Annotated in this window: 21 protein-coding genes; 7 read left to right on the top strand and 14 right to left on the bottom strand. The window is 72.7% G+C overall.

Annotated elements, in window-relative coordinates; genetic code table 11:
• Positions 1-5: 5 nt before the first annotated feature.
• Entirely contained in the window at positions 6-845 is an 840-nt protein-coding gene (locus OHA37_RS18185) for an alpha/beta fold hydrolase (protein WP_266906512.1), read from the bottom strand.
• Between the two features lie 265 nt (positions 846-1,110).
• On the opposite strand from OHA37_RS18185, the gene OHA37_RS18180 reads away from it, so the two are divergent.
• Positions 1,111-1,971 (top strand): helix-turn-helix transcriptional regulator, encoded by an 861-nt coding sequence (locus OHA37_RS18180; RefSeq protein WP_266906510.1) that lies wholly within the window; start codon positions 1,111-1,113, stop codon positions 1,969-1,971.
• Positions 1,972-2,392: 421 nt separating this feature from the next.
• On the opposite strand, the gene OHA37_RS18175 is transcribed toward OHA37_RS18180, so the two are convergent.
• Both OHA37_RS18175 and OHA37_RS18170 read right to left on the bottom strand, forming a co-directional pair.
• The gene (locus OHA37_RS18175; protein WP_266906508.1) at positions 2,393-3,622 is read right to left on the bottom strand and encodes an RNA-guided endonuclease InsQ/TnpB family protein; all 1,230 of its coding nucleotides are present in this window, start codon (positions 3,620-3,622) and stop codon (positions 2,393-2,395) included.
• A gap of 203 nt (positions 3,623-3,825) precedes the next feature.
• Positions 3,826-4,356, bottom strand: coding sequence for a hypothetical protein (locus OHA37_RS18170; protein ID WP_266906506.1), 531 nt, complete (start codon positions 4,354-4,356; stop codon positions 3,826-3,828).
• Positions 4,357-4,673: 317 nt separating this feature from the next.
• Between OHA37_RS18170 and OHA37_RS18165 the strand changes: the two genes are divergently transcribed.
• Both OHA37_RS18165 and OHA37_RS18160 read left to right on the top strand, forming a co-directional pair.
• A complete protein-coding gene (locus OHA37_RS18165) occupies positions 4,674-5,921 on the top strand; it encodes an NAD(P)/FAD-dependent oxidoreductase (protein ID WP_266906504.1) in 1,248 nt (415 codons plus the stop codon).
• A gap of 17 nt (positions 5,922-5,938) precedes the next feature.
• Positions 5,939-6,895, top strand: a complete 957-nt coding sequence (locus tag OHA37_RS18160) for a sigma-70 family RNA polymerase sigma factor (protein WP_266906502.1) — start codon at positions 5,939-5,941, stop codon at positions 6,893-6,895.
• A 19-nt stretch (positions 6,896-6,914) separates the two neighbouring features.
• Here OHA37_RS18160 and OHA37_RS18155 read toward each other — a convergent pair whose 3' ends face one another.
• The 6 genes from OHA37_RS18155 to OHA37_RS18130 all read right to left on the bottom strand — a co-directional run bounded on the left by OHA37_RS18155 (position 6,915) and on the right by OHA37_RS18130 (position 12,636).
• Positions 6,915-8,549: a carboxylesterase/lipase family protein gene (locus OHA37_RS18155; protein ID WP_266906500.1), complete on the bottom strand. Its 1,635-nt coding sequence runs from the start codon at positions 8,547-8,549 to the stop codon at positions 6,915-6,917.
• 93 nt (positions 8,550-8,642) lie between these two features.
• The gene (locus OHA37_RS18150; protein ID WP_266912894.1) at positions 8,643-9,371 is read right to left on the bottom strand and encodes a response regulator transcription factor; all 729 of its coding nucleotides are present in this window, start codon (positions 9,369-9,371) and stop codon (positions 8,643-8,645) included.
• Positions 9,372-9,420: 49 nt separating this feature from the next.
• Positions 9,421-10,590 (bottom strand): sensor histidine kinase, encoded by a 1,170-nt coding sequence (locus OHA37_RS18145; RefSeq protein ID WP_266906498.1) that lies wholly within the window; start codon positions 10,588-10,590, stop codon positions 9,421-9,423.
• Between the two features lie 25 nt (positions 10,591-10,615).
• Positions 10,616-11,404, bottom strand: a complete 789-nt coding sequence (locus tag OHA37_RS18140; RefSeq protein ID WP_266906496.1) for a hypothetical protein — start codon at positions 11,402-11,404, stop codon at positions 10,616-10,618.
• A 192-nt stretch (positions 11,405-11,596) separates the two neighbouring features.
• On the bottom strand, positions 11,597-12,154 hold the full coding sequence (locus tag OHA37_RS18135) for a hypothetical protein (RefSeq protein WP_266906494.1): 558 nt from the start codon (positions 12,152-12,154) through the stop codon (positions 11,597-11,599).
• A 128-nt stretch (positions 12,155-12,282) separates the two neighbouring features.
• Positions 12,283-12,636 carry a DUF6223 family protein gene (locus OHA37_RS18130; protein ID WP_266906492.1) on the bottom strand — a complete coding sequence of 118 codons (354 nt, stop codon included), beginning with the start codon at positions 12,634-12,636 and terminating at the stop codon, positions 12,283-12,285.
• Positions 12,637-12,841: 205 nt separating this feature from the next.
• Here OHA37_RS18130 and OHA37_RS18125 point away from each other — a divergent pair, with 205 nt between their 5' ends.
• The 3 genes from OHA37_RS18125 (at position 12,842) to OHA37_RS18115 (ending at position 15,373) form a co-directional block, all read left to right on the top strand.
• On the top strand, positions 12,842-13,990 hold the full coding sequence (locus OHA37_RS18125; protein ID WP_266906490.1) for a sensor histidine kinase: 1,149 nt from the start codon (positions 12,842-12,844) through the stop codon (positions 13,988-13,990).
• Positions 13,987-14,646 (top strand): response regulator, encoded by a 660-nt coding sequence (locus OHA37_RS18120; protein WP_266906488.1) that lies wholly within the window; start codon positions 13,987-13,989, stop codon positions 14,644-14,646. The genes OHA37_RS18125 and OHA37_RS18120 overlap by 4 nt, the downstream gene beginning before the upstream one ends.
• A 124-nt stretch (positions 14,647-14,770) precedes the next feature.
• Positions 14,771-15,373, top strand: a complete 603-nt coding sequence (locus OHA37_RS18115) for a barstar family protein (RefSeq protein ID WP_266906486.1) — start codon at positions 14,771-14,773, stop codon at positions 15,371-15,373.
• A gap of 59 nt (positions 15,374-15,432) precedes the next feature.
• Here the strand turns inward: OHA37_RS18115 and OHA37_RS18110 are convergent, their stop codons facing one another.
• From OHA37_RS18110 to OHA37_RS18100, 3 genes are all read right to left on the bottom strand, one after another.
• A complete protein-coding gene (locus OHA37_RS18110; protein ID WP_266906484.1) occupies positions 15,433-15,705 on the bottom strand; it encodes a hypothetical protein in 273 nt (90 codons plus the stop codon).
• 51 nt (positions 15,706-15,756) lie between these two features.
• Positions 15,757-16,023, bottom strand: coding sequence for a hypothetical protein (locus OHA37_RS18105; protein WP_266906482.1), 267 nt, complete (start codon positions 16,021-16,023; stop codon positions 15,757-15,759).
• A 93-nt stretch (positions 16,024-16,116) separates the two neighbouring features.
• Positions 16,117-16,692, bottom strand: coding sequence for a DUF5994 family protein (locus tag OHA37_RS18100; RefSeq protein ID WP_266906480.1), 576 nt, complete (start codon positions 16,690-16,692; stop codon positions 16,117-16,119).
• A gap of 509 nt (positions 16,693-17,201) precedes the next feature.
• Here OHA37_RS18100 and OHA37_RS18095 point away from each other — a divergent pair.
• Complete coding sequence (locus OHA37_RS18095) at positions 17,202-19,295, top strand: SpoIIE family protein phosphatase (RefSeq protein ID WP_266906478.1); 2,094 nt, start codon at positions 17,202-17,204, stop codon at positions 19,293-19,295.
• Positions 19,296-19,361: 66 nt separating this feature from the next.
• On the opposite strand, the gene OHA37_RS18090 is transcribed toward OHA37_RS18095, so the two are convergent.
• Both OHA37_RS18090 and OHA37_RS18085 read right to left on the bottom strand, forming a co-directional pair.
• Complete coding sequence (locus tag OHA37_RS18090) at positions 19,362-19,598, bottom strand: hypothetical protein (protein ID WP_266906476.1); 237 nt, start codon at positions 19,596-19,598, stop codon at positions 19,362-19,364.
• Between the two features lie 202 nt (positions 19,599-19,800).
• Complete coding sequence (locus OHA37_RS18085) at positions 19,801-20,262, bottom strand: hypothetical protein (RefSeq protein WP_266906474.1); 462 nt, start codon at positions 20,260-20,262, stop codon at positions 19,801-19,803.

Genomic DNA, 20,262 nt, shown 5'->3' with positions numbered 1-20,262 from the left:
CTGCGCTACGCCCGACCCCCGCGGATGAAGCCGTCGACCAGCTCCACGAACTCGTCCTCCTTCTCGAAGAAGGCGACGTGCCCGGCCTCGATCTCGGCGTACGAGCTGTGTGCGATCGCGGCGTGCAGCGCGCGGCTGTTCTCCACCGGGACGGTGATGTCCAGGGTGGCGCCGATGACGAGGGTCTCCGCCTCGATGAGCGGCAGCAGGCCGCGGATGTCGATGCGGGTGTCGAGGTCGACGTGGCGCAGGGTGCCGGGGGTGGGGGGCAGGTTCGGGATCAGGAGCTCGACCTGTTCGCGGCCGATCGCGTTGAGGAAGCCCCGGCTGAAGCCGGTCATGGTGATGGCGCGGCCGAACGCAGCCGGGTCGAAGGCGCCGAGCTGCTGCCACAGGGTGAAGATGTTGCGCAGGTACTCGTCGCCCTCGGTGTGGGCCCAGCCGGAGACCAGGATCAGCCGGCGCACGAGGTCGGGGCGCAGCGCGGCGACGGCGGCGGAGACCGGCGCGCCCATGGAGAAGCCGAGCAGGTCCACCGGCCCGGTGCCCGCGTCCTCGATGACGGCGATGACCTGCGCGGCCAGCCCCTCCACGGTCAGCGCGCCCCCGCCGTCCCGGGTGCGGTCGGTGCCGGAGAGGTCGGGGGTGATCACCGTGTGGTCGGCGGTGAAACGGGGCCGGGTCTGACCCCAGTTGACGGCGGAGCCGCTTGAGCCGGTGCCGTGCACGAGGACGAGTGCGGGGCCCGTGCCGGTGCGCTCGTAGTAGACCTCGGCGTCGGCGACGCGCACGGTGGCGCTCACGATGGCGGCGGCGTCGGCGGTGGCGGTGAGGGTCGTGGACATGGCTGCTGCTCCTCGGGGCGGTGGTGGCTGCCGGGGGCGTTTCCCCTCCGGCTCGACCAACAGTGCCGTCGGGGCGCAGGGGGCGGGAGAGACCCCGTGAACCTGGGACCGGCGATCCCTGGATAGGACGCGACCCCGGCCACTGCGGGCGGCGACCGCTGGATGGGACGCGACCCCGGCCACTGCGGGCGGCCACCGCTGGATGGGCGGTGACCCCGTCCACGACGTGATCACCGCATGTCCCGCGCGGGAAGCGTCCGGCAGGATGATCAACATGACGATCGACCGCAGTGAGCTCGCCGATTTCCTCCGCCGTTCGCGAGAGCGGGTGCGCCCGCAGGACGCGGGCCTCACCGCCGGGCCCCGGCGGCGTACGCCCGGGCTGCGGCGCGAGGAGGTGGCCCAGCTCGCGGGCATGTCGGCCGACTACTACATCCGGCTGGAGCAGGCCCGCGGCCCGCAGCCCTCGCCGCAGATCCTGTCCGCCCTCGCCCGCGCCCTGCGCCTCGGCGACGACGCCCGCGACCACCTCCACCTGCTCGCGGGGCACCGCCCGCCCGCCGCGCGGGTCGCCGGTGACCAGGTCGGCGCGGGCCTGCTGCACCTGCTGGACGCGTTGCCCGGAACGCCGGCGCAGGTCCTCAGCGACCTGGGCGACGTACTGGCCCAGAACGAGATGGCCCGCAGCCTCCTGGGCGGGGTGTGCACGGTGTCCGAGCACGGCCGCAACGTCGTCTGGCGCTGGTTCGCCGACCCGGCCGCGCGGGACGCGTACCCGGCGGAGGAGCACGAGCAGTACAGCCGCCTGCACGTGGCCGACCTGCGGGCGGCCGTCGCCAGGCGCTCCGCGGACCCGGCCGCCACCCGTCTGGTGGAGCGCCTGAAGGAAGCCAGCGAGGAGTTCACCGCCCTGTGGGAGCTGCACGAGGTCGCCGTCCGCCGGCACAGCCGCATGCGGGTGATCCACCCCGTCGTCGGTCCCGTGGACCTCGACTGCCAGGTGCTCCTCGCCCCGGAGGGCGACCAGCGCCTGCTGCTCCTGACGCCCCCGCCGGGCACGGACACGGCCGACCGGCTGAACCTCCTCCGGGTCGTCGGCACCGAACAGTTCGCGCAGCCGGGCTGAGGCGCCGGCCGCGGGCGATCCCCGCAGCCCCTACGGCCCGTACAGTCCACTCCGACTCTCGAACATGAACCTCGTCGAGGGAGACCGCGGAGTCATCGTCATCGACCCGCTCAAATCTGCCGAGCCGCCGAGACGGCCCCCGGGCCTCCATCGACCTGGTCCTCGCCACCGCCTCACCCTCCACAACGACGCCCTCACCCACCGCACCGTCACCGATCCCCGCACCCCTGCGGGTCTGACAGTGACGCTCACCAAGCCCGAACCCCTGGCCGTCCTGGCGGGCCGGGTACTGGACACCATCTCCACCACGGGATCCCCGGCCCTCCTCAGCTCAGCTCAGCCGCCTGTTCTCCTACTTGAATCCTCCCCTCCCTGGGGGGAGGGTTTCCTCGCCCTCCAGGGCTGATCGGGGATTTCTAGCTCACGCTGCCAGGCCAGGCAGCGCCTGGTCTGGTCTTCCGCGATCAGCACTAGCCGGGTTGAGACCAGCCCGGACCAGCATCACGCGGGCGGAGTTCTTGTCCCTGGGGGACACGGCTCCGCACACGGTGCAGGCGTAGGTTCGTTCTGAGAGAGGGAGTGCGTGCTTGGTTCTCGCTCCGCACTGCGCACAGTCCATCGTGGTGTGCGCGGGATGGACCAGGTACACGGTCCGACCGTGCTTGCGGCCCATCTCGATCAGGGCCGTCTTCGTCGCGGAGATCGCCGCGTCGGCAGCCTTGCGGGCCATGGTGGACTTGGCGAGGAACTTCGGCTTGAAGTCCTCCACCGCCAGGGCGTCATGGTCGCGGACCACGCGCTTGGCCCACTTGCGGCCGGTGTCCTGGCGTTGCCGGGCCACCTTCCTGTGCAGCTTCGCCGTCAGCTTCTTCGCCCGCTGGTATCCCTTCGAGCCGGGCTTGCCCCTCGGCGGCTTGCGCCGGGCCATCATCCGCTGATAGCGGACCAAGCCAGCGGCGGCCTTCTTCCCGTGCTGGGCGTGGGGAAGGTCGTGAGCGTCGGATGTGGTGGTCGCGGTCTCGCGCACGCCCCAGTCGATACCGATCACGGCACCGGTTTCGGGGAGCGGCTGCACCTCGACAGGGACCACGAAGGAGGCATACCAGGCTCCCGTGCTGTCCTGGTAGACGCGCACGCTGGACGGGTCGCCAGGCATTTCCCTCGACCACACCACGGTCAGGGCGATGCCGCCGGCCAGGTGCAGCTTCCCGTCTTTGATCCGGAAGCCGCGCTTGGTGTAGTTCAGGGACGGCCGCGCTTCCCGCTTCTTCTTGTACTTCGGCATCCCGGCGCGCTGCCGCATCGGCAGCCGTTCCTTGATGTCCTTCTGCGCCTTCGCACGGGACTTCCCGAAGTCGCGGATCAACTGCTGCTGCGGCACCGAGGAGCCCTCCCGCAGCCAAGCGTTCGCCTTCCGGGCCTCGGTCAGCATCTTGTCGAGCTGCGCCGGACCACACGTCCGCCTGTCCGTGCCTTCGGGCCGGTACTTGTTCGCGAGGTGCGTCTGCTTCGACTTCGCGCAGGACTCGTTCCACACCCAGCGGCACCGGTCCCACTCGCCTGCCAGGGCCGTGCGGGCCGTGGACGACACACGCAGCCGGAAGGTCCACCGGGCATGCCCGGCATCCCCCACCATCGGCGCCCTCGTCATTCCAGCAAGTTATCCCCCACCACTGACAACAGCCGAAAGAGCAGGTCAGAACAGATGCGAACCGAACTCCGGCGCTCCGCGCCTCCGACCCAAGGAGCTGTTCCTCCCCGCCCTAAAGGTCGGGGCATCCTAGGAGAAATCAGGTGGCCAAAGCCGACCCTGGGCTTCCCGATCGTGACGCCCTGAGTCCCCGGCGGACGGTGTCAGGCCGCGCGGCAGAGGTCCGCCGCCCCGGCTGGGGCGGCGGTACGGGCCACGGCCGCGGGCACGGGTACGGCGCGGGTGGTACCGATGGCGGCCGCGGTCTTCGAGCGGTGCTGCGCGAAGACGACGAGGCGCAGCACCGCGAAGCGCGCGGCGCCGGAGAGTGCGGAGGCGGACAGGTAGACGACCTGTTCGCGCAGGGCGCTGGGCGACGCGTCGAGCTGCCGCAGGACGAGCATCGCCGCGCAGGTCACCGCGTACGCGGCCGCCGCGGATCCGGCCGACTGCGCGTGCTGGCGCCAGGTGGCCCGGCCGCCCGCGCCGAAGGTGAAGCGGGCGTGCAGCTCGGTGGCGAGGAGCGTGGAGACCACGCTGACCAGGGCGTTGGCCAGGATCCAGGGAATCCAGGAGCCGAGGGCCGCGACGGCGAAGCTGGAGGCGACCCCCACCCCTCCGCCGCAGAGCACGAAGCGGGAGAAGGCGGTGAAGGCGCCGGCTGCGTCCTGCTTCCGGCTCTGCACTGTCTCCATGATCCAACCCCTCCGTTGGTGATCCCGTTGGCGACTCCGTGAACGTGCGGACCGCTGACTGTGCCGCAGTGGTGTCATCATGGCACATGAATGGCGCCACTGCGAGGCTTTAGTGGCGCCATGCGCGCGGTGGTGGTGCCATGTGGGCTGTCGGTCGAGGTCAGGCGAGGGTCGTGACGCTCAGGGTCGGTGCGGAGCCGGCGAAGGCCACGACGCCGCCCCCCCATGTGACCCACGCCACACGCGGTTCCTGTCAGGAATCGGTCCGCTGTCCCGCTCAAGTCACCGAGAGCCCAGCGAACCGACAGGAGCACCACATGAAGCACCGCATCCTCGTCCTCGGTGCCGGCTACGCCGGGGCCTACGTGGCCGGGAACCTGGCCCGTCGGCTGTCCCCGGCGGACGCCGAGATCACCGTGGTCAACGCCGAGCCGGACTTCGTCGAACGGCTGCGGCTGCACCAGGTCGCGACCGGCCAGGACATCGAGACCCGCACGCTCGCCGACGTCTTCGCGGGCACCGGGATCCGCCTGCGCCTGGCCCGGGTCACCGCTCTCGACCCCGAGCGCCGGGTCGTCTCCGTGGCCGACACCGGCGGTGACGCCGGCACTGGCGCCGGCACCGACGAGCTCGGCTACGACACCCTCCTCTACGCGCTCGGCAGCCACGGTGACGACCGCGGTGTCCCCGGCGCCGCCGACCACGCCTTCGACGTCTCCGCCCGGCCCTCGGCGCTGCGCCTGCGCGAGCGCCTGGACGGCCTGCCCGAGGGAGGGAACGTCCTGGTCGTCGGCGACGGGCTGACCGGCATCGAGACCGCCACCGAGATCGCCGAGTCCCGGCCCGGCCTGTCGGTCACGCTGATCGCCCGCGGCGAGCTGGCCGCCCCCCTCTCCGCCGGAGCGCGCGCCCACCTGCGCCGGGCCTGCGACCGGATCGGCATCACCGTCCTGGAACACACCGCCGTCCAAGCCGTCGAAGCGACCCGCGTCCTGTGCGCCGACGGCACCGCCCTGCCCTCCGGCGCGACGGTGTGGACGGCCGGGTTCGCGGTCCACCCCATCGCGGCCGCCGCCGGGCTCGCGGTCACCGAGAGCGGCCGGATCCTCGTCGACGGCACCATGCGCTCGCTCTCGCACCCCGAGGTCTACGCGGCCGGGGACAGCGTCCACACCATCGGCGCCAACGGGCAGCCGCTGCCGATGTCCTGTGCTTCGGCCGGCTTCACCGGCATGCAGGCCATGAAGGCCATCGTGGGCACCCTCACCGGCGGCAAGACCGGCCACGTCAAGCTGGACTACCCGGGCAACCACATCAGCCTCGGGCGGCAGGACGGGATCCTGCAGTTCGTCGACCACGAAGCCCGGGCCAAGCCGAAGTACGTGGGCGGCCGGAAGGCCGCGCGGATCAAGGCCGGCATCCTCAAGATGTCGCTGTGGAGCACCTCGCACCCGACCTTCGGCGTGCCCAAGCGCCAACGCCGCCTGGCCCCCGCACCGGACGCGTCCGCCGCGCCCGCAGTCCCGTACGCCTCGGACGTTCCCGTAGCCGGGACGGGGGCCTAGCCGCCTAGGGTGGGAACGTGGACACCAGTGCTGCCGATCGCTTCGACACCAGCCGGTTCGAGGCCAGCCGGAACCGGCTGGCCTCGCTGGCCTACCGCCTGCTGGGTTCCGCCGCCGACGCCCAAGACGCCGTGCAGGACGCGTTCTTGCACTGGCAGGCCGCCGACCGGCAGCAGATCGAGGTGCCCGAAGCCTGGCTGACCAAGGTCGTCACCAACCTGTGCCTCGACCGGCTCCGCTCGGCGCAGGCGCGCCGTGAACGCACCGCCGGGGCCTGGTTCCCCGAACTGCTCCTCGACGGCGACCCGATGCTCGGCCCGGCCGAGACCTACGAGCAGCGCGAATCGGTTTCCCTGGCCGTGCTGACCGTCATGGAACGCCTGTCACCCGTCGAGCGGGCCGTCTACATCCTGCGCGAGGCGTTCTCGTACGGTCACGCCGAGATCGCCGGGATCCTCGACATCTCCGAGTCCGCGAGCCAGCAGCACCTCCACCGCGCCCGGGCCCGCGTCACCGCCGACCGCCGCCGCGGCGTCCAGGAGATCGACCCCGCGTCGGCCCGCAGGATCGTGGAGGAGTTCCTGACCGCCGCCACCTCGGGCCGTACCGAACGGCTGGTGGCCCTGCTCACCGACGACGTGATCGCGCTCTCCGACGGCGCCGGCCTGGCGGAGAAGCTGCTGCGGTACGACACTCCGCGGCGCGTCGCCACCGTCATGCGGGGCGGCTTCACGTCCACGCCCGCGAAGCAGCGGCTCGCCGGCGGCGCGCTCGACCTCCACTACGCGGTCGTCAACGGCGCCCCCGCCGTCCTCTTCGTCCTCGGCGACCAGGTCATGGGCGCCGTGGCGTTCGAGGTCACCGAGGACAAGATCGCAGCCGTACGCGGCATCGCCGCCCCCGCCCGCCTCGTCCGCCTCGCCGAGGCCTGGCGGCAGTACGCACCCCGGACCCCGCTGATCGCCGAGTGGTGACCCACCGGCGCACGGGGACTCACCGGTTGGACTCCAGAGACTTCCAGAACGCGTACCGGTGGTCCTTGGCGAAGTCCACGGGGTGGATGCCGCCGGGGCCGGAGGCCAGGGACTGTGCGTTCGGGGCCGTGGGCGTGGTGGCCTTCCAGCCGGCCCTGCCGGTGCGGGCGAAGTCCGCCCAGATGGCGATCATGTCGGCGGAGAGCCGCGTCTGCTCCGGGGTGAGCTTCTCGTAGGCGTCGACCTCGAAGAGGTAGGGCAGCTCGAAGGTGTGGCCGGCACCCGGCTCGAAGCCGGGCTTCGGGAACTGCGGGTCGGAGTACCACGGGGTGGTGCGCTCGGCGAACTCGTAGGTGTACGTGGGGACGTGGCGGGACAACGCCCGGCCGGTCTCGACGGAGTGCCGGGCCCAGTTCCGGTCGGTCAGGGCCGCCGCGAGGGCGAGGCCGGGGGAACCTCCGTAGGCGGAGACGGGGTACTGCGCCGCGACGACGGCGGCCCGCTCCTCGCCGAAGGTGTCCTCCAGCACGTCCAGCCGGTCGGCCTCGTCGAACCGGGCGTCCGGATCGTGCGTGCGCTCCTTCTTGGCCAGTTCGAGGCCGTAGACCCGCGCCCGCTCCTCGTCCCGGTTGATGCCCTGGAGCACCGGAACCTTGTTGAACCGCCCCGATGCGAACGCCTCGCCGGGGGTACGGGGCAGCAGCCCGCCCCCGTAGACCGGCGTGTACTCGGGGCCCGTGCCGAAGGGGTTGACGAGGTGTTCGGGCGCGGCGGTGCGCCAGTCGGGCACCCCGGGCGCGGCCTCGATCGCCTCGGCGGCGTCCGTACCGTCGGCCAGGGCCGCGGTGCGGTCGCGGCGGCCATCGGGCCCCGTGCAGGGTGAGCTCTGCAGGATGACCCGGTCGAAGAGGCCCGCGGAGGAGGGGGCGGCGAGGTGGGCGCACGTGCTGTAGCCGCCGGCGGACTGGCCGAACAGGGTGACCCGGTCCGGGTCCCCGCCGAAGGCGCGGGCGTTGCGCTGCACCCAGCGCAGGGCGGCCTGCTGGTCCAGGAAACCGTAGTTCCCGGACTCGCCGCCGGTCGCTTCCAGGTCCGGGTGGGCCAGGTAACCGAGGGCGGCGAGACGGTAGTTGACGGTGACGACGACCACGTCGCCCAAGGCGGCGAGCCGCTCGGCCCCGTACATGGCTCCGGTGCCGTCGGTGTGGTCGCCTCCGTGCAGGTACAGCATCACGGGGCGGGGGCGGGCCGAAGGGGCCCGCGGGGTGGTCACGTTGACGAAGAGGCAGTCCTCCTGGTCGGACGCGGGACCGACGGGGGAGAGGAACCCCGTCTGGGGGCAGGCGGCCCCCGGTTCGGTGGCGTCCCGCACGCCCTCCCACCGGACGGCGGGGGCCGGGGGCGCCCAGCGGCGCGCCCCGATGGGGGGCGCCGCGTAAGGGATGCCCTGGAAGGTGCGCACGGCGCCGGTGGCCGTACCGCGCACAACTCCCTTTTCGGTTCGGACAATTGGCCCGCCATGGGGGCCGTCGGTGCGGCTGTCGGTGTGGTCGGCCCCGAAGGTGGTGGCCGCGTGCGCGGGGACCGTGACGGCCGCGGCGGTGCTCAGCGCGAGGGCGCCGACGATGACTGCGTGTGCTGTCCGCTTCAACATGTATACGAGCGTATGGATCCGGGGGTGTGGCCCACAGGCCGGTAGGCCCCCGACCGCGGGGTGGGGCTACCCCCAGCACACGCTCGACAGGATTCAGGCCCCGCCCAGCCCGCCGTCGGAGGGTGATACGACTCCCGATTCGTAGGCGGTGATGACCAGTTGGGCCCGGTCGCGGGCGGAGAGCTTGGACAGCAGGCGGCCGATGTGGGTCTTCACCGTGCCCATGCTCAGGTGCAGGCGTGCCGTGATCTCGTCGTTCGACAGGCCGCGCGCGATCAGCTCCAGGACCTCGCGCTCCCGTTCCGTCACCCCCGCCAGCGGGGCGGGCCCGTGGCCCGGGACGGGGGTCGGGTCCGGGTCCGGGTCCGGGTCCGGTTCCGGTTCCGGTCTGCGGGCGAACTCCTCGATGAGGCGGCGGGTCACGGACGGAGCCAGCAGGCTGTCGCCGGCGGCGATGACCCGGATGGCCGCCAGCACCTCCGCGGGCGGGGCGTCCTTGAGGAGGAAGCCCGCGGCACCGGCCCGCAGGGCCGCGTAGACGTACTCGTCGAGGTCGAACGTGGTCAGGATCAGCACCCGTACGCCCGCGGTCTCAGGGGACCCGCAGATCCGCCGGGTCGCCTCGATCCCGTCCATGACGGGCATCCGGACGTCCATCAGGACCACGTCCGGACGGTGCAGGCGGGCGAGCTCGACGGCTTCCGCGCCGTTGCCGGCCTCTCCGACGGCGGTGAGGCCCGGTTCGTTCTCGACGAGGATCCGGAAGGAGCCGCGCAGCAGCACCTGGTCGTCGACGACGAGCACGCGGGTCGTGCCGGTCACTTCCGTCACCCCGTCACCCCCGCCGCTTCCGTCGTGTCCGCCGCTTCCGTCATGCGGTCCTCCTCGTGCCGTCCTGCGGCAGTCGGGCGGAGACCGCGAAGCCCCCCTCGGGGCGCGGTCCCGCGCTGAACGTGCCGCCGTACATGATCGCCCGCTCCCGCATGCCGACCAGGCCGTGACCCCCAGGCCGTGCGCGGGCCGCGCCCCGTACGCCGTCGTCCGTGACGTCGATCCGCACCTCGCGCGGGTCGGCCTCGACCGCGACCCGGCAGCGTGCGGGGGCCGCGTGCTTCACCGCGTTGGTGAGGGACTCCTGGACGATCCGGTGCACGGCCAGGGCGATGCCCGCGGGCAGACCGCCGTCGGGTATCCGCACGTTCAACTCCACCTCCACGCCCGCCTGTCGGGCCTGTTCCGCCAGCCCGTCGAGCGCGTCGAGGCCGGGTGCCGGGCCCAGCGGGGCGGCGGCCGCGTCGGCGCGGAGCAAGCCCAGGGTGCGGCGCATCTCGGTCATCGCCGCCCGGCTGGTCTGCTCGATGACGCGCAGCGCGTCCACCGCCTCCTCGGGCCGCCGCGGGGCGACGTGCCCGGCGACTCCCGCCTTCACCGCGATCAGGCTGAGGCTGTGCGACACGATGTCGTGCAACTCCCGTGCGATCCGCAGCCGTTCCTCGGCGATGGCGTGCTCGGTGCGGCGGTCGGCGAGGTCCGCCTCCCGGGCCCGGCGGGCGCGTACGGCGTAGCCCGCCGCCCAGCCGCCGCCGAGGACCAGCCAGACGATGGCCGCGACCCCGGCCGCCCCGCTCCAGGTCTCGGCCGGGGTGACCAGGGCCTCCCCGGTGAGCACCGCGGCCGCCGAAGCGGCGAGTACGAGGGCCAGTACGGGCACCGAGCGCCGCGGGCTCCGCGTGAGGGCGACGGCGTAGAGGATCAGGCCGAGGGCGGCGTACGGCTCGCGGGTGATGTCCAGGAGGGTGGCGGCGGCGAGCCCGGCGAGGGCCGTGAAGGCGGCCGCCACGGGCCACCGCCGGCGGGCCGCCACCGGGAGGCCGACCAGCGCGGCGACGAGCACGCCCGCCCACGGCGGTCCGGTGTAGGCGGGCTGGGCATCGCTCCCGGACATCCGGGCGAACCCGGTGTACGTCGCGGCGATCAGCAGCGCGGCGGCCAGGTCGAGCGCGAGGAGATGGCTGTCGTGCGGTCGCCGGGGGAGACGCATGGCCCGACCGTACATCGCCATATCGTCAACCGGCCCGGCCGATCAGGGTCATGGCCAGGACCGTGAAGGCGATCGCCGCGGCCCAGCGCAGTACGACGGCTCGGCGCGGAGCCGGGCCGTCGCGGAGCACGGTGACCCCCAGCGGGACCAGGGCCAGGCAGAGCCCGGCGACGGCCGCGACCGACAGCGGGGTGGTGCCCTTGAGCACCCCGAGCGGCAGCGCGGAGGCCGCCGCGAGGGCGAGGGCGCGCACCGGACCCAGTACGCCCGCCCGCCAGGAGCCGACGGCGAGGAGCAGCCAGCCGCCCATGACGGCGAGGTTGAGGGCGCTGAAGACGTGGAACGCGCCGTACGTCTCGCCGACGAACGAGGCTGCGGCCCCGGCTCCTTGCCGTTCGGCGAGCTGGAAGGCGAGGTGGTCGACCCCGGCGTGGAAGGTCCGGGCGAAGAGCCCGAGAACGGCGAAGATCCCGCCCCACAGGGCCAGTCCGGGGCGGCGACGGCCGATCCGGGAGGCGAGTACGGCAACGGCGGGCCACAGCAGGACGGTCCCGGCGGCGAAGGCACCGTAGGAGACCGCGATCAGAACCGGGTGCTCGACGCGGGCGGCGAGCTGCTCGGGGTAGAAGAAGTGGAACGGCAGTCTCAGCAGGACCCCGGCGCCCAGCAGCAGCGGACCGGCGACGAGCGAGACCCCGCCCGCCCAACGCCCGGGGAAGCCGGACCAGTCCACCGGCAGCAGCCGCTGTCCGGCCGGGGCGGTGGTGTCGCAGACCGGGGGCGTGCTCCGTGTGCTCCGCGTCGTGTTCGTCATGGCGTGAACGATCCCGCCCACCGGCTCCCCACCGCGTCGGAGCACGGTCCGCTTCCCACCGTCGGCCTCAGGTCCGACGAGGCCCGTTCCCCGGCCCCGTATCGGACCACGGTCCGATACGGGACGGACACGGGGGCGTTCTTCTCTCAAATCGCCTGGTCAGGGCTGCGCGTGTAGGGATCGGCAGCCGGATCAGTAGTCGGCGAAGTTCCAGAACAGTCCCACTTCGGTGTCCGAGACGACGATCAGGCCGTAGTCCTCGGAGTAGAAGCTCAGCGGGCTGTACCCCCAGTGTTGCGTCGTGAAGTCGAGGGTGCCGGGGACGCGTCCGGGCCGGTTGACGTTGGTGTGAAACGTCGCGGTGTCCCCGTACCGGGCGAGGATCGTGCGTGCCATGGCCCGCAGTTCTTCCTCGCTCTCCGTGAAGCGCTTGAGGCTGGACAGGGTGCAGCCGTCGTCCGTGAGGGCCAGGAGCAGGTTCTCGGCGCCGGTCCGGTCGATCTCCTGGAGACGCCGTGCGATGAACTCCGGAGTGTGCGCCGGGAAGTGGTACGTGGGGGGCCGCTCGTACCGGCCTTCCGCCGCATCGTCGAGAACGGCCCAGCCCCGCGGGTCGGGGACCCCCTCCATCAGCGCGATGACATCGAGGACCCAGTCCTCGTGGCGGCGCGGGCCCGTGGCGTCGTAGGGGTTCGCGTCTTCGAAGAGATGGCGGACCGCGGCTTCCCAGGATCGCTGGTCGACGGGCATGTGGTGGCGGCCTTTCCGGTTTCCGGTCACAGCACTAGGCGACTCGGCGGCAGTCCGGCGTCCGGCGCGTTCGTACGTGCGTTCACTTGAGTCGGCGGGTCCGTGCCGACCGGCCGGGGGACCGCTGGTCAAGTGGTCTGGCGGGCGCGGCGGGTGCGGATCAGTGCCCGACCGCCCAACGCGGACCCGGTCAACCCGAGGAGCAGGGCCACGTAGGCCCCGCCGAGCCCGTTGCCGGTGCCGAGTCCACCGTCGGCGGTGGCCGCGACCAGCCCGCCGAGGGCCGTGGCGATCAGCCCCGCGACCACGGCGGCCGTGGCCCCGAGCGAGCCGTTGGCCACGCCGAGGCGCCCGGCGGGCCGGGTCACCGCCAGCACGGCGACGACCACGGCGGCCAGCCCCAGCAGCCCGCCGGTGGTGGCTCCGAGCCTCCCCGGGCCGAATTCGGTGACACCGGCGGCGAACAGGTGGTGAGCGGACATCAGGATGCTCCTCGTCTTCCTTCTCTTCCCACGACGGGATGTGCTTCGAGCATGTCGGCCGGGCCCCGCCGGGTCGTCCCGCAGCCGCAGACACTTCGCGCTACCGCGCTCGCGGCAGGTCCCGCGGAGCTACTGCGCGCGTGGTAGCCGCCCGCTCGTCCGCGAGCGTGATCCGCCCGCGGCGGCCCGGGGTTACGGTGCGCGCATGGACAAAGGACGGTTCCGCGTACGGGCCGGAGTCAGGGACTGGCTGATCGCCCTGGGCGTGGCGGCTGCGCTGCTGGTCACCGGTCTGTCGGGGCAGGGGCAGGGGCAGCACTCCGCCACGGCCCCCGGCCTGCTCGGCTACGCCCTGCTGGTGGCCGGCGGCCTGGCGCTGGCCGCGGGCCGACGGGCCCCGGTCGCCGTCCTCGCCGTCACCGGGCTGTGCGCGGTGGGCTACCAGGCGGCGGGCTTCGACGTGGCCGCCGTCGCGTTCCTCTTCGCCGTGTACGCGGCCATGCGGGCGGGACACCGCGTCGTCACGGTGGCGGTGAGCGTGGCCGTGCTCGCCGCTCTCCCCGTCGCTGCCCTCGCCTCGGGCCTGCACGACACGGGCGAGGCGTTCGCCCAGGCCCGGGGAGCCCTGCAGATCGCCTGGCTCATCGCCGCCGGCGCCGCCGGCGAAGCCCTCCGGCAGGCCGAGCAGCGGGCCGACGAAGCCGAACGCACCCGGGAGGAGACCGCGCGGCGCCGCGCAGACGAGGAGCGGCTGCACATCGCGCGGGAACTGCACGATTCCCTCACCCACCAGATCTCGGTCATCAAGGTGCAGTCCGAAGCAGCGGTCCACGTGGCCCGCAAGCGGGGAGAGGACGTCCCGGAGGCCCTGCTGGCCATCCGGGAAGCCGGCCGGGAGGCCTCCAGGGAGCTGCGTGCCACTCTGGAAGCCCTGCGCGACGACGACACCACCCCACCGCACGGCCTCGACCACATCCCCGACCTGGTGGAACGGGCCGGCAAGACCGGCGTGCGGGCGACACTGACGATCCAGGGCCAAGGCCGGCAGCACGACGTACCCGCCGCGGTGGGCCGTACGCTCTACCGGATCGTCCAGGAGTCCCTCACCAACATCGCCCGCCACGCGGACGCCACCACGGCATCGGTCCACATCGACTACCGCCCCGACGCCGTCGCCCTGCGGGTCGACGACGACGGCAAGGCCACGCCGGACACCATTCCCGTGCCCGGCATCGGACTGCTCGGGATGCGCGAACGCGTCACCGCCCTCGGCGGCCACCTCCGGGCGGCGCCGCGCGACGGAGGCGGCTTCACGGTCCGGGCCGAACTCCCCGTGGAGGGTGGTGCTCTGTGATCCGTGTCCTGCTGGTCGACGACCAGCCGCTCATCCGCAGCGGATTCCGGGCGTTCCTCGACCTCGAAGACGACATCGAGGTCGTGGCCGAAGCCGCCGACGGCCGGGAGGGCCTGGCGCTCGCCCGGCAGCACCTGCCCGACGTCGCGCTCATCGACATCCAGATGCCGGTCCTCGACGGCATCGAGACGACCCGGCGCATCGCGGCCGACCCGGAACTGGCCGGCGTCCACGTCGTCATCCTCACCAACTACGGCCTGGACGAGTACGTCTTCGACGCCCTGTCCGCGGGCGCCGCCGGGTTCCTCGTCAAGGACATCCTGCCGGAGGACTTCCTGCACGCCGTACGCGTGGCCGCACGCGGTGATGCCCTCCTCGCCCCCTCGATCACCCGCAAACTGATCAACCGGTACGTCACCCAACCCCTCCCCACCGACACGAGGACGGCCTTGAAGGACCTGACCGCCCGCGAACGCGAAGCGGTCGTCCTGGTCGCGCACGGCCTGTCCAACGAAGAGATCGCGGCCCGCATGGTCATCACACCCCTGACCGCGAAGACCCACGTCAACCGGGCCATGACCAAACTCCACGCCCGCGACCGCGCCCAACTGGTGATCCTCGCCTACGAATCGGGCCTGGTGATCCGGCGCAGCTAGCCCGAAGCCCCCGCGGTGCGCGAGCGACGCCGCGAGCGGAGGCGCGGCGGTGATGCGAGTGGTGGCGCCCACCGGCGGCCGTAATCCAGGGGCGACCGGGGCGGGCGGGGTGCGAGCATGCCGCATGAGCAGCTTCCTTCCCACCCTCACCGAACGCCGGTCGCCCTGGGTCACCTTCACCTCCTCCACCGACCCGTGGGTGGCCGCGGCCGAGGCCGAGCTGCGGACCCGGGGCGGGATCGTCCTGCGCCTGGACGGCGAGGAACTGCACGAGAAGGGCTGTCTGTTCCGGGCGTTCGCCCGCGAACTGGGGTTCCCCGGCTACTTCGGGCACAACTGGGACGCCATGGTGGACTGCCTCGGCGACTGGCACGGGCCCGGGCACGGCAACCAGGACGTCGCGGTGCTGATCGACGGCGCGGACCCGCTGCTGGAAGCCGACTTCCTCGGTGACCTCGTGTGGACCCTGTGCACGGGCGCCTGGCGGGCCAACTTCATGGTCGACGCCGACGGTGACCCCCACTCGTACGGCTCACCGTTCGCCCTCCACTTCGTCTTCCTGCTGGACCGCATCGCACCCGCCGACTTCGCCGAGCCCTCCGTCAACGACGAGGACGTGGCCGCAGCCGTGGTGGACGGCCGACTGGTCCTCACCCTGACCGCCGAGGACACCTGGGGCGGCGACCCCGTCTGGCCCCCGACCGCCCACACCTCCCAGCCGGCCTGAGCGGCTTCACCGCGAGGTGGTACTGAGGCGTCGATCGCTCTTCACCTAGGCGAGGGGATTCAGCCCTGGTCCTCCTCCTCGGTCTCCATGCGGCGGATTCCTTCGTGGGTCAGGGTGACCATCGCCGGGGTGTTGCCCGGCTCCCAGTCGACGGTGATCAGGCCTTCGCCGGCCAGGTAGGTGCAGGCGGCGGCCAGGTCCTGTTCCGGTACGTGGAGGTCGCGCCGTAGCTGTGCTCCGGTGATGCCGAGGAGGCGGTTGCCTTCGACGGCTTCGTACAGGACCCGGAGCACCTGGTCGCGGTAGGTCTTGCGTTCGCGCAGTGTGGCCATGACCGCGTCCTTTCGTATGTGGGGGGTGGGCTCCGGGGTCCGCGGGGGCTGTCAGGGCTCGTCGGAGTGGGCGCCGGTGCCGACGGGGGTCCGGCTGGCGGCCAGCCAGGTGCGGGCCGCGCCGGCGGGTCTCGCCGTGTCCACCGTGAGGTGGAGGCGCGTACCGCCGTTGCGACCGGGGTAACTGCGCTGTTCGGAACCGGCGAAGCAGCCGCGGAGGGCTTCTGCGACGGCGCGGGCGGCTTCGGGGGTGTGTGCGACGATCCGGACCTCGGCGCTTGCGAGCGAAGGCAGTATCTGGGTCTCGATGTACTTCACGTGGGGCGTGTCCCCTTCGCTAGTGGGTGGAGGATGCGGCGGGTGGGCGCGGGGCGCCTCGCCCGTCGGGCCCGGTCGGGGGCACAACGGAGCTCACGTCCAGCCGTTCCCGGGCAGCGTGAGGGTGCGCCGGTCGAGCGGACTTCCGACGGGGGACATGCAGGCTCCGCCTTCGCTCTCCCAGCCGGCTTCCCGGCGCTGGGTGTCGCGGATGCCGCGCCCGATGGCGGCTTCGTTGGCCATCAGCACGCCGGCGGTGAGTACGCTGCCGGGGATCGCGGCGGCCGCCATCAGCCGGGCCGCGGCGACGGGCTCGGTCCCGGGCGGGATGACGAGGAGGTCCCAGCGGCCGACGGTGTAGGAGAGCAGGATCAGCTTGTCGGGGTCCTGCTCGGTGAACCAGGCCACGTGCAGCGTGCGCCCGTCCGCCGGCACCGTGTGCGGTACGGCGGGCCAGCGGATGGGGTTCACGGTGACGCGGGTGATGCGCCCCCAGGGTTCCTCCAGGGCGGCGGCGAGCGGTGGGAGCTCGGCTTCGAGGTCGCGGGAGCGGGGCCACCAGGCGCCGTCCAGTTGGCCGGCGAGCATGGTCTTCGGGGTGAGGGACAACCGGGCCGGGGGCTGCGCGGTGAGATCGCGGGGCACGGTCCGGTCGAGGGTGGTGATCATGATGCGGGCCTGCCCCCGGACCGCACGTCGGCGGCCCGGCTTCTAGGCGATCGCCAGGAATGACACCCGCGTGAAAGCAGGTGCGCGAAATACTCCCGGTGCTTCAACTGTACGCCCGTCCGGTGGACTGTGCCGGGCGTGACCAGGCATTTTCCGCCGGGCGGCGGGCGCCGGGCGCCGGGCGCGGGGGGCGGGGGGCGGCGGGGCCTGGCCGAGGCGTCGAGGAACGACGGCGGGCTCGCGCACGCGCGACGCCGAGACCGGGCTGCCCGTACGCCGGTCAGCGCGCTGACCGGCCGCCTCCCCGCTCGGGCAGAGGTGCGGGGTCGGCCGTGGGGGAGGGACGATGGGAGTCGCGGGCACCGAGGCGCGGGCACGAAGGCCGGCCCTGGAGGCCAGGGACGCCTGGACGCCGAGGACGACGCCTGGACGCCCAGGACGCCCGGACCCCAGGACGCCCGGACCCCAGGGCGCCAAGGACGCGGGCAGCGGGTGGAAGGAGTCCCGGGATGGGCGCAACCGAATCCTTCCCGGCGCACCCCGGCCGGCCGTCGGACGGTGATCGCCCCGAGTCGGGGGGACTGCTGGACGTCCTGAGGGTCGCGGCCGCGGTGCTCGACGCGGACGGCCGGATCGTGCTGTGGAGCCCGCAGGCCGAGGAACTGTTCGGATTCACCGCGGACGAGGCCCTCGGCCGGTTCGCGGGCCCGCTCCTGGTCCACGAGGATCACCTGGAGCTGGTGGTCGACCTGTTCGCGCGCGTCATGGCGGGCGAGGAGGGCGGGACCGGCGGGGCGGGCTGGTCGGGCGTCTTCCCCGTGCGCCACAAGGATGGCGGCACGCGCCTGGTGGAGTTCCGGAACATGCGGCTGGCGGACGGCCGGAAGGCCGTCTACGCCCTGGTCCTGGCCACCGACCAGGAGACGTTGCGGCGGGTGGAGGGGGATCTGGCGCTGTCCACGCGGCTGATCTCGCAGTCCCCGATCGGGCTGGCGGTGGTGGACACCGAGCTGCGGTACGTGACCGTCAATCCGGCGCTGGAACGCATCAACGGCCTGCCAGCGGCAGAGCACGTCGGCCGGCACGTCAGCGAGGCATTGCCCTTCCTGGACGCCGAGGCCATCGAGTCCGCGATGCGTGAGGTCCTGGCCGACGGAATCCCGATCCTCGACCGCGAGTCCAAGGGGAGCACCCCGGCCGACCCGGACCACGAGCACGTGTGGTCGGTGTCCTTCTACCGGCTGGAGGCTTCCAACGGGAAGGTGCTCGGCGTCGCGACGTCCGTCGTCGACGTCAGTGAGCGCCATCGCGACAAAGCCGAGGCCGCCCGGGCCCGGCAGCGCCTCGCGCTCGTGGCCGATGCCTCGCTGCGCATCGGGACCACGCTCGACCTCGACCAGACCGCCCGGGAACTCGCCGAGGTCTCCGTCCCGGAACTGGCCGACGTGGCGGCGGTGGACGTGCTCGACAGCATCCTGCACAGCCGCGCGGCCGTTGCCGTACAGGAAGGGGCCACGGTGTTCAGGGCCTTGGCCGTGGCCGCCGCGTACCCCACGGACGCGGTGGTCGCGGCCGATCAGCCGGGTGAGGTGGCCCGCTACGACGCCGACCGGCTGGTCACCCGGTGCGTGAACACCGGCCGTCCGGTCCGCTTGTCCCACGTGGACGCCGAGGACCTGATCCGCATCGCCCGCAGTCCCGAAGCCGTCGGCATGCTGGCCGCCGAGGGACTCCACTCCTACCTGGCCGTGCCGCTGATCGCCCGCGGCGAAGTCCTCGGCGCCCTCGACCTCAAGCGCCTGCGCAATCCGGAACCGTTCACCGCCGACGACGAGGTCCTGGCCGGCGAGCTGGCCGCGCGGGCCGCCGTGTGCATCGACAACGCACGCTGGTACCAGCAGGCGCGCAACACCGCCCTCACCCTCCAGCGCAGCCTGCTCCCCCAGGAGCCACCGGACCCGCCGGGCCTGGAGATCGCGTACCGCTACCAACCCGCCCAAGCGGCGGACGAGGTCGGCGGCGACTGGTTCGACGTCATCCCCCTGACGGCGGACAAGACCGCCCTCGTCGTCGGCGACGTCATGGGCAGCGGCATCAGCGCCGCCGCGACGATGGGCCAACTCCGCACCGCCACCCGCACACTGGCCGACCTCGACCTCGACCCCGCGCAGGTACTGCGCCACCTGGACCGCCTGACGAACCGCATGGGGCAGACCATCACGACCTGCGTCTACGCCGTCTACGACCCCCACCACACCCGGTGCCTCATCTCCAACGCGGGACACCTGCCCCCCGTGGTGATGCGTCGCGGCCGGCCGCCCGAACTACTGGACCTGCCCACCGGAGTGCCTCTGGGTGTCGGGGAGTTCCTCTTCCACACCACCCTGTTCGATCTGCACCCCGGCGACCAGCTGGTCTTCTACACCGATGGCCTGGTCGAAACCCGCGACCAGGCCATCGACGAACGCCTGAACGTTCTCCTTGCCCTCCTCGCGGCGCCGCCGCGTTCCCTGGAGGAGACCTGCGACATGCTCCTCCGCGCACTGCGGCACCCCGGCGACCACGACGACGTCGCCCTGCTCATCGCCCGCGTACGGGGCTGAACGCGCGCGGGAGCGAGCGGGCGCGGGTGGGCGAGCGTGGGCGCGCGTGGGCGCGCGGTGCTCCGCTCAGAACGTCTCGTCGTGCAGGTCCTCTTCGCGCAGCAGGTCGTCCTCGCGGCGGCGCGAGCTCTCCTTCTGGCCCTGCTTCCGGCCGTGCTTCTGAGCCTGCTCCTCTCCCTGCTTCTCTCCCTGCTCGCGGGAGGCCTTGCCCGGCTGGGGGCGCGCGGGGTCTCCGGAGCGATGGTGTTCCTGCGCCTCGCGGCCCTTGCCCGGCTCCTGGTGCTTGCCCTGTGTAGCGCCCATGGCGTGATTCCTCTCGATGCGGGGGACGGGGATTCCTCGCGAATCACGCTGACAGGAAGATGGACAATCTGCATCATTTCGGCTACGGAGCGTGCCTTACGGGTGACGCCCGTCCCTGTCCATGGCGTCGATCACGGCGCAGTGCCTGCGGCGCCGAGCCGGGCGGCCACGCGATCCGCCCCGCAGGACCGGCCAAGGCCGGTCAGAGCCGGAACAGCACTCCGCGCCAGGTCCAGCCGGCGTCGAGGACCGCCTGGCGCAGGGGGTCCTTCATCTCGCGGGTCTCGAAGCGGAGCGTCTCGACCCTGTGCTCGCGCCCGTCGGGCCCCGTCTCCTTCCCCCACACCCGGTACACCGCGTTCGCCGGCCCGCGGGAGCGCTGCCCGAGGACGTGCTCGCTCAGCGAGACCTCCCACTGCTCGTCGACGGCCCGTACCTCGTGCTTCGCCGCGTCCAGCCGCATTCGGGTCCAGAGCCGCACGCGCAGCTGCGGGAGCCGGCACTCGGCGACCAGGTCGCCCTCCTTCGGGGTCCCGTTGCGTACGGCGAAGGGGACGCCCGGCCCGTTGAGCGCCAGTAGCGCTGACCGGACCTCCAGCGGTGTGCGCGGTGCGACACCCTCGTCGGGACGCCGGGTGCCGAAGTAGTGGTCCAGGAGGCCCAT

Origin of the sequence: Streptomyces sp. NBC_00335, from assembly GCF_036127095.1 — a bacterium.
Lineage (GTDB): Bacteria > Actinomycetota > Actinomycetes > Streptomycetales > Streptomycetaceae > Streptomyces.
The sequence above is the reverse complement of the archived record's forward strand: the minus strand, read 5'-3'. Positions and strand labels throughout refer to the sequence as shown.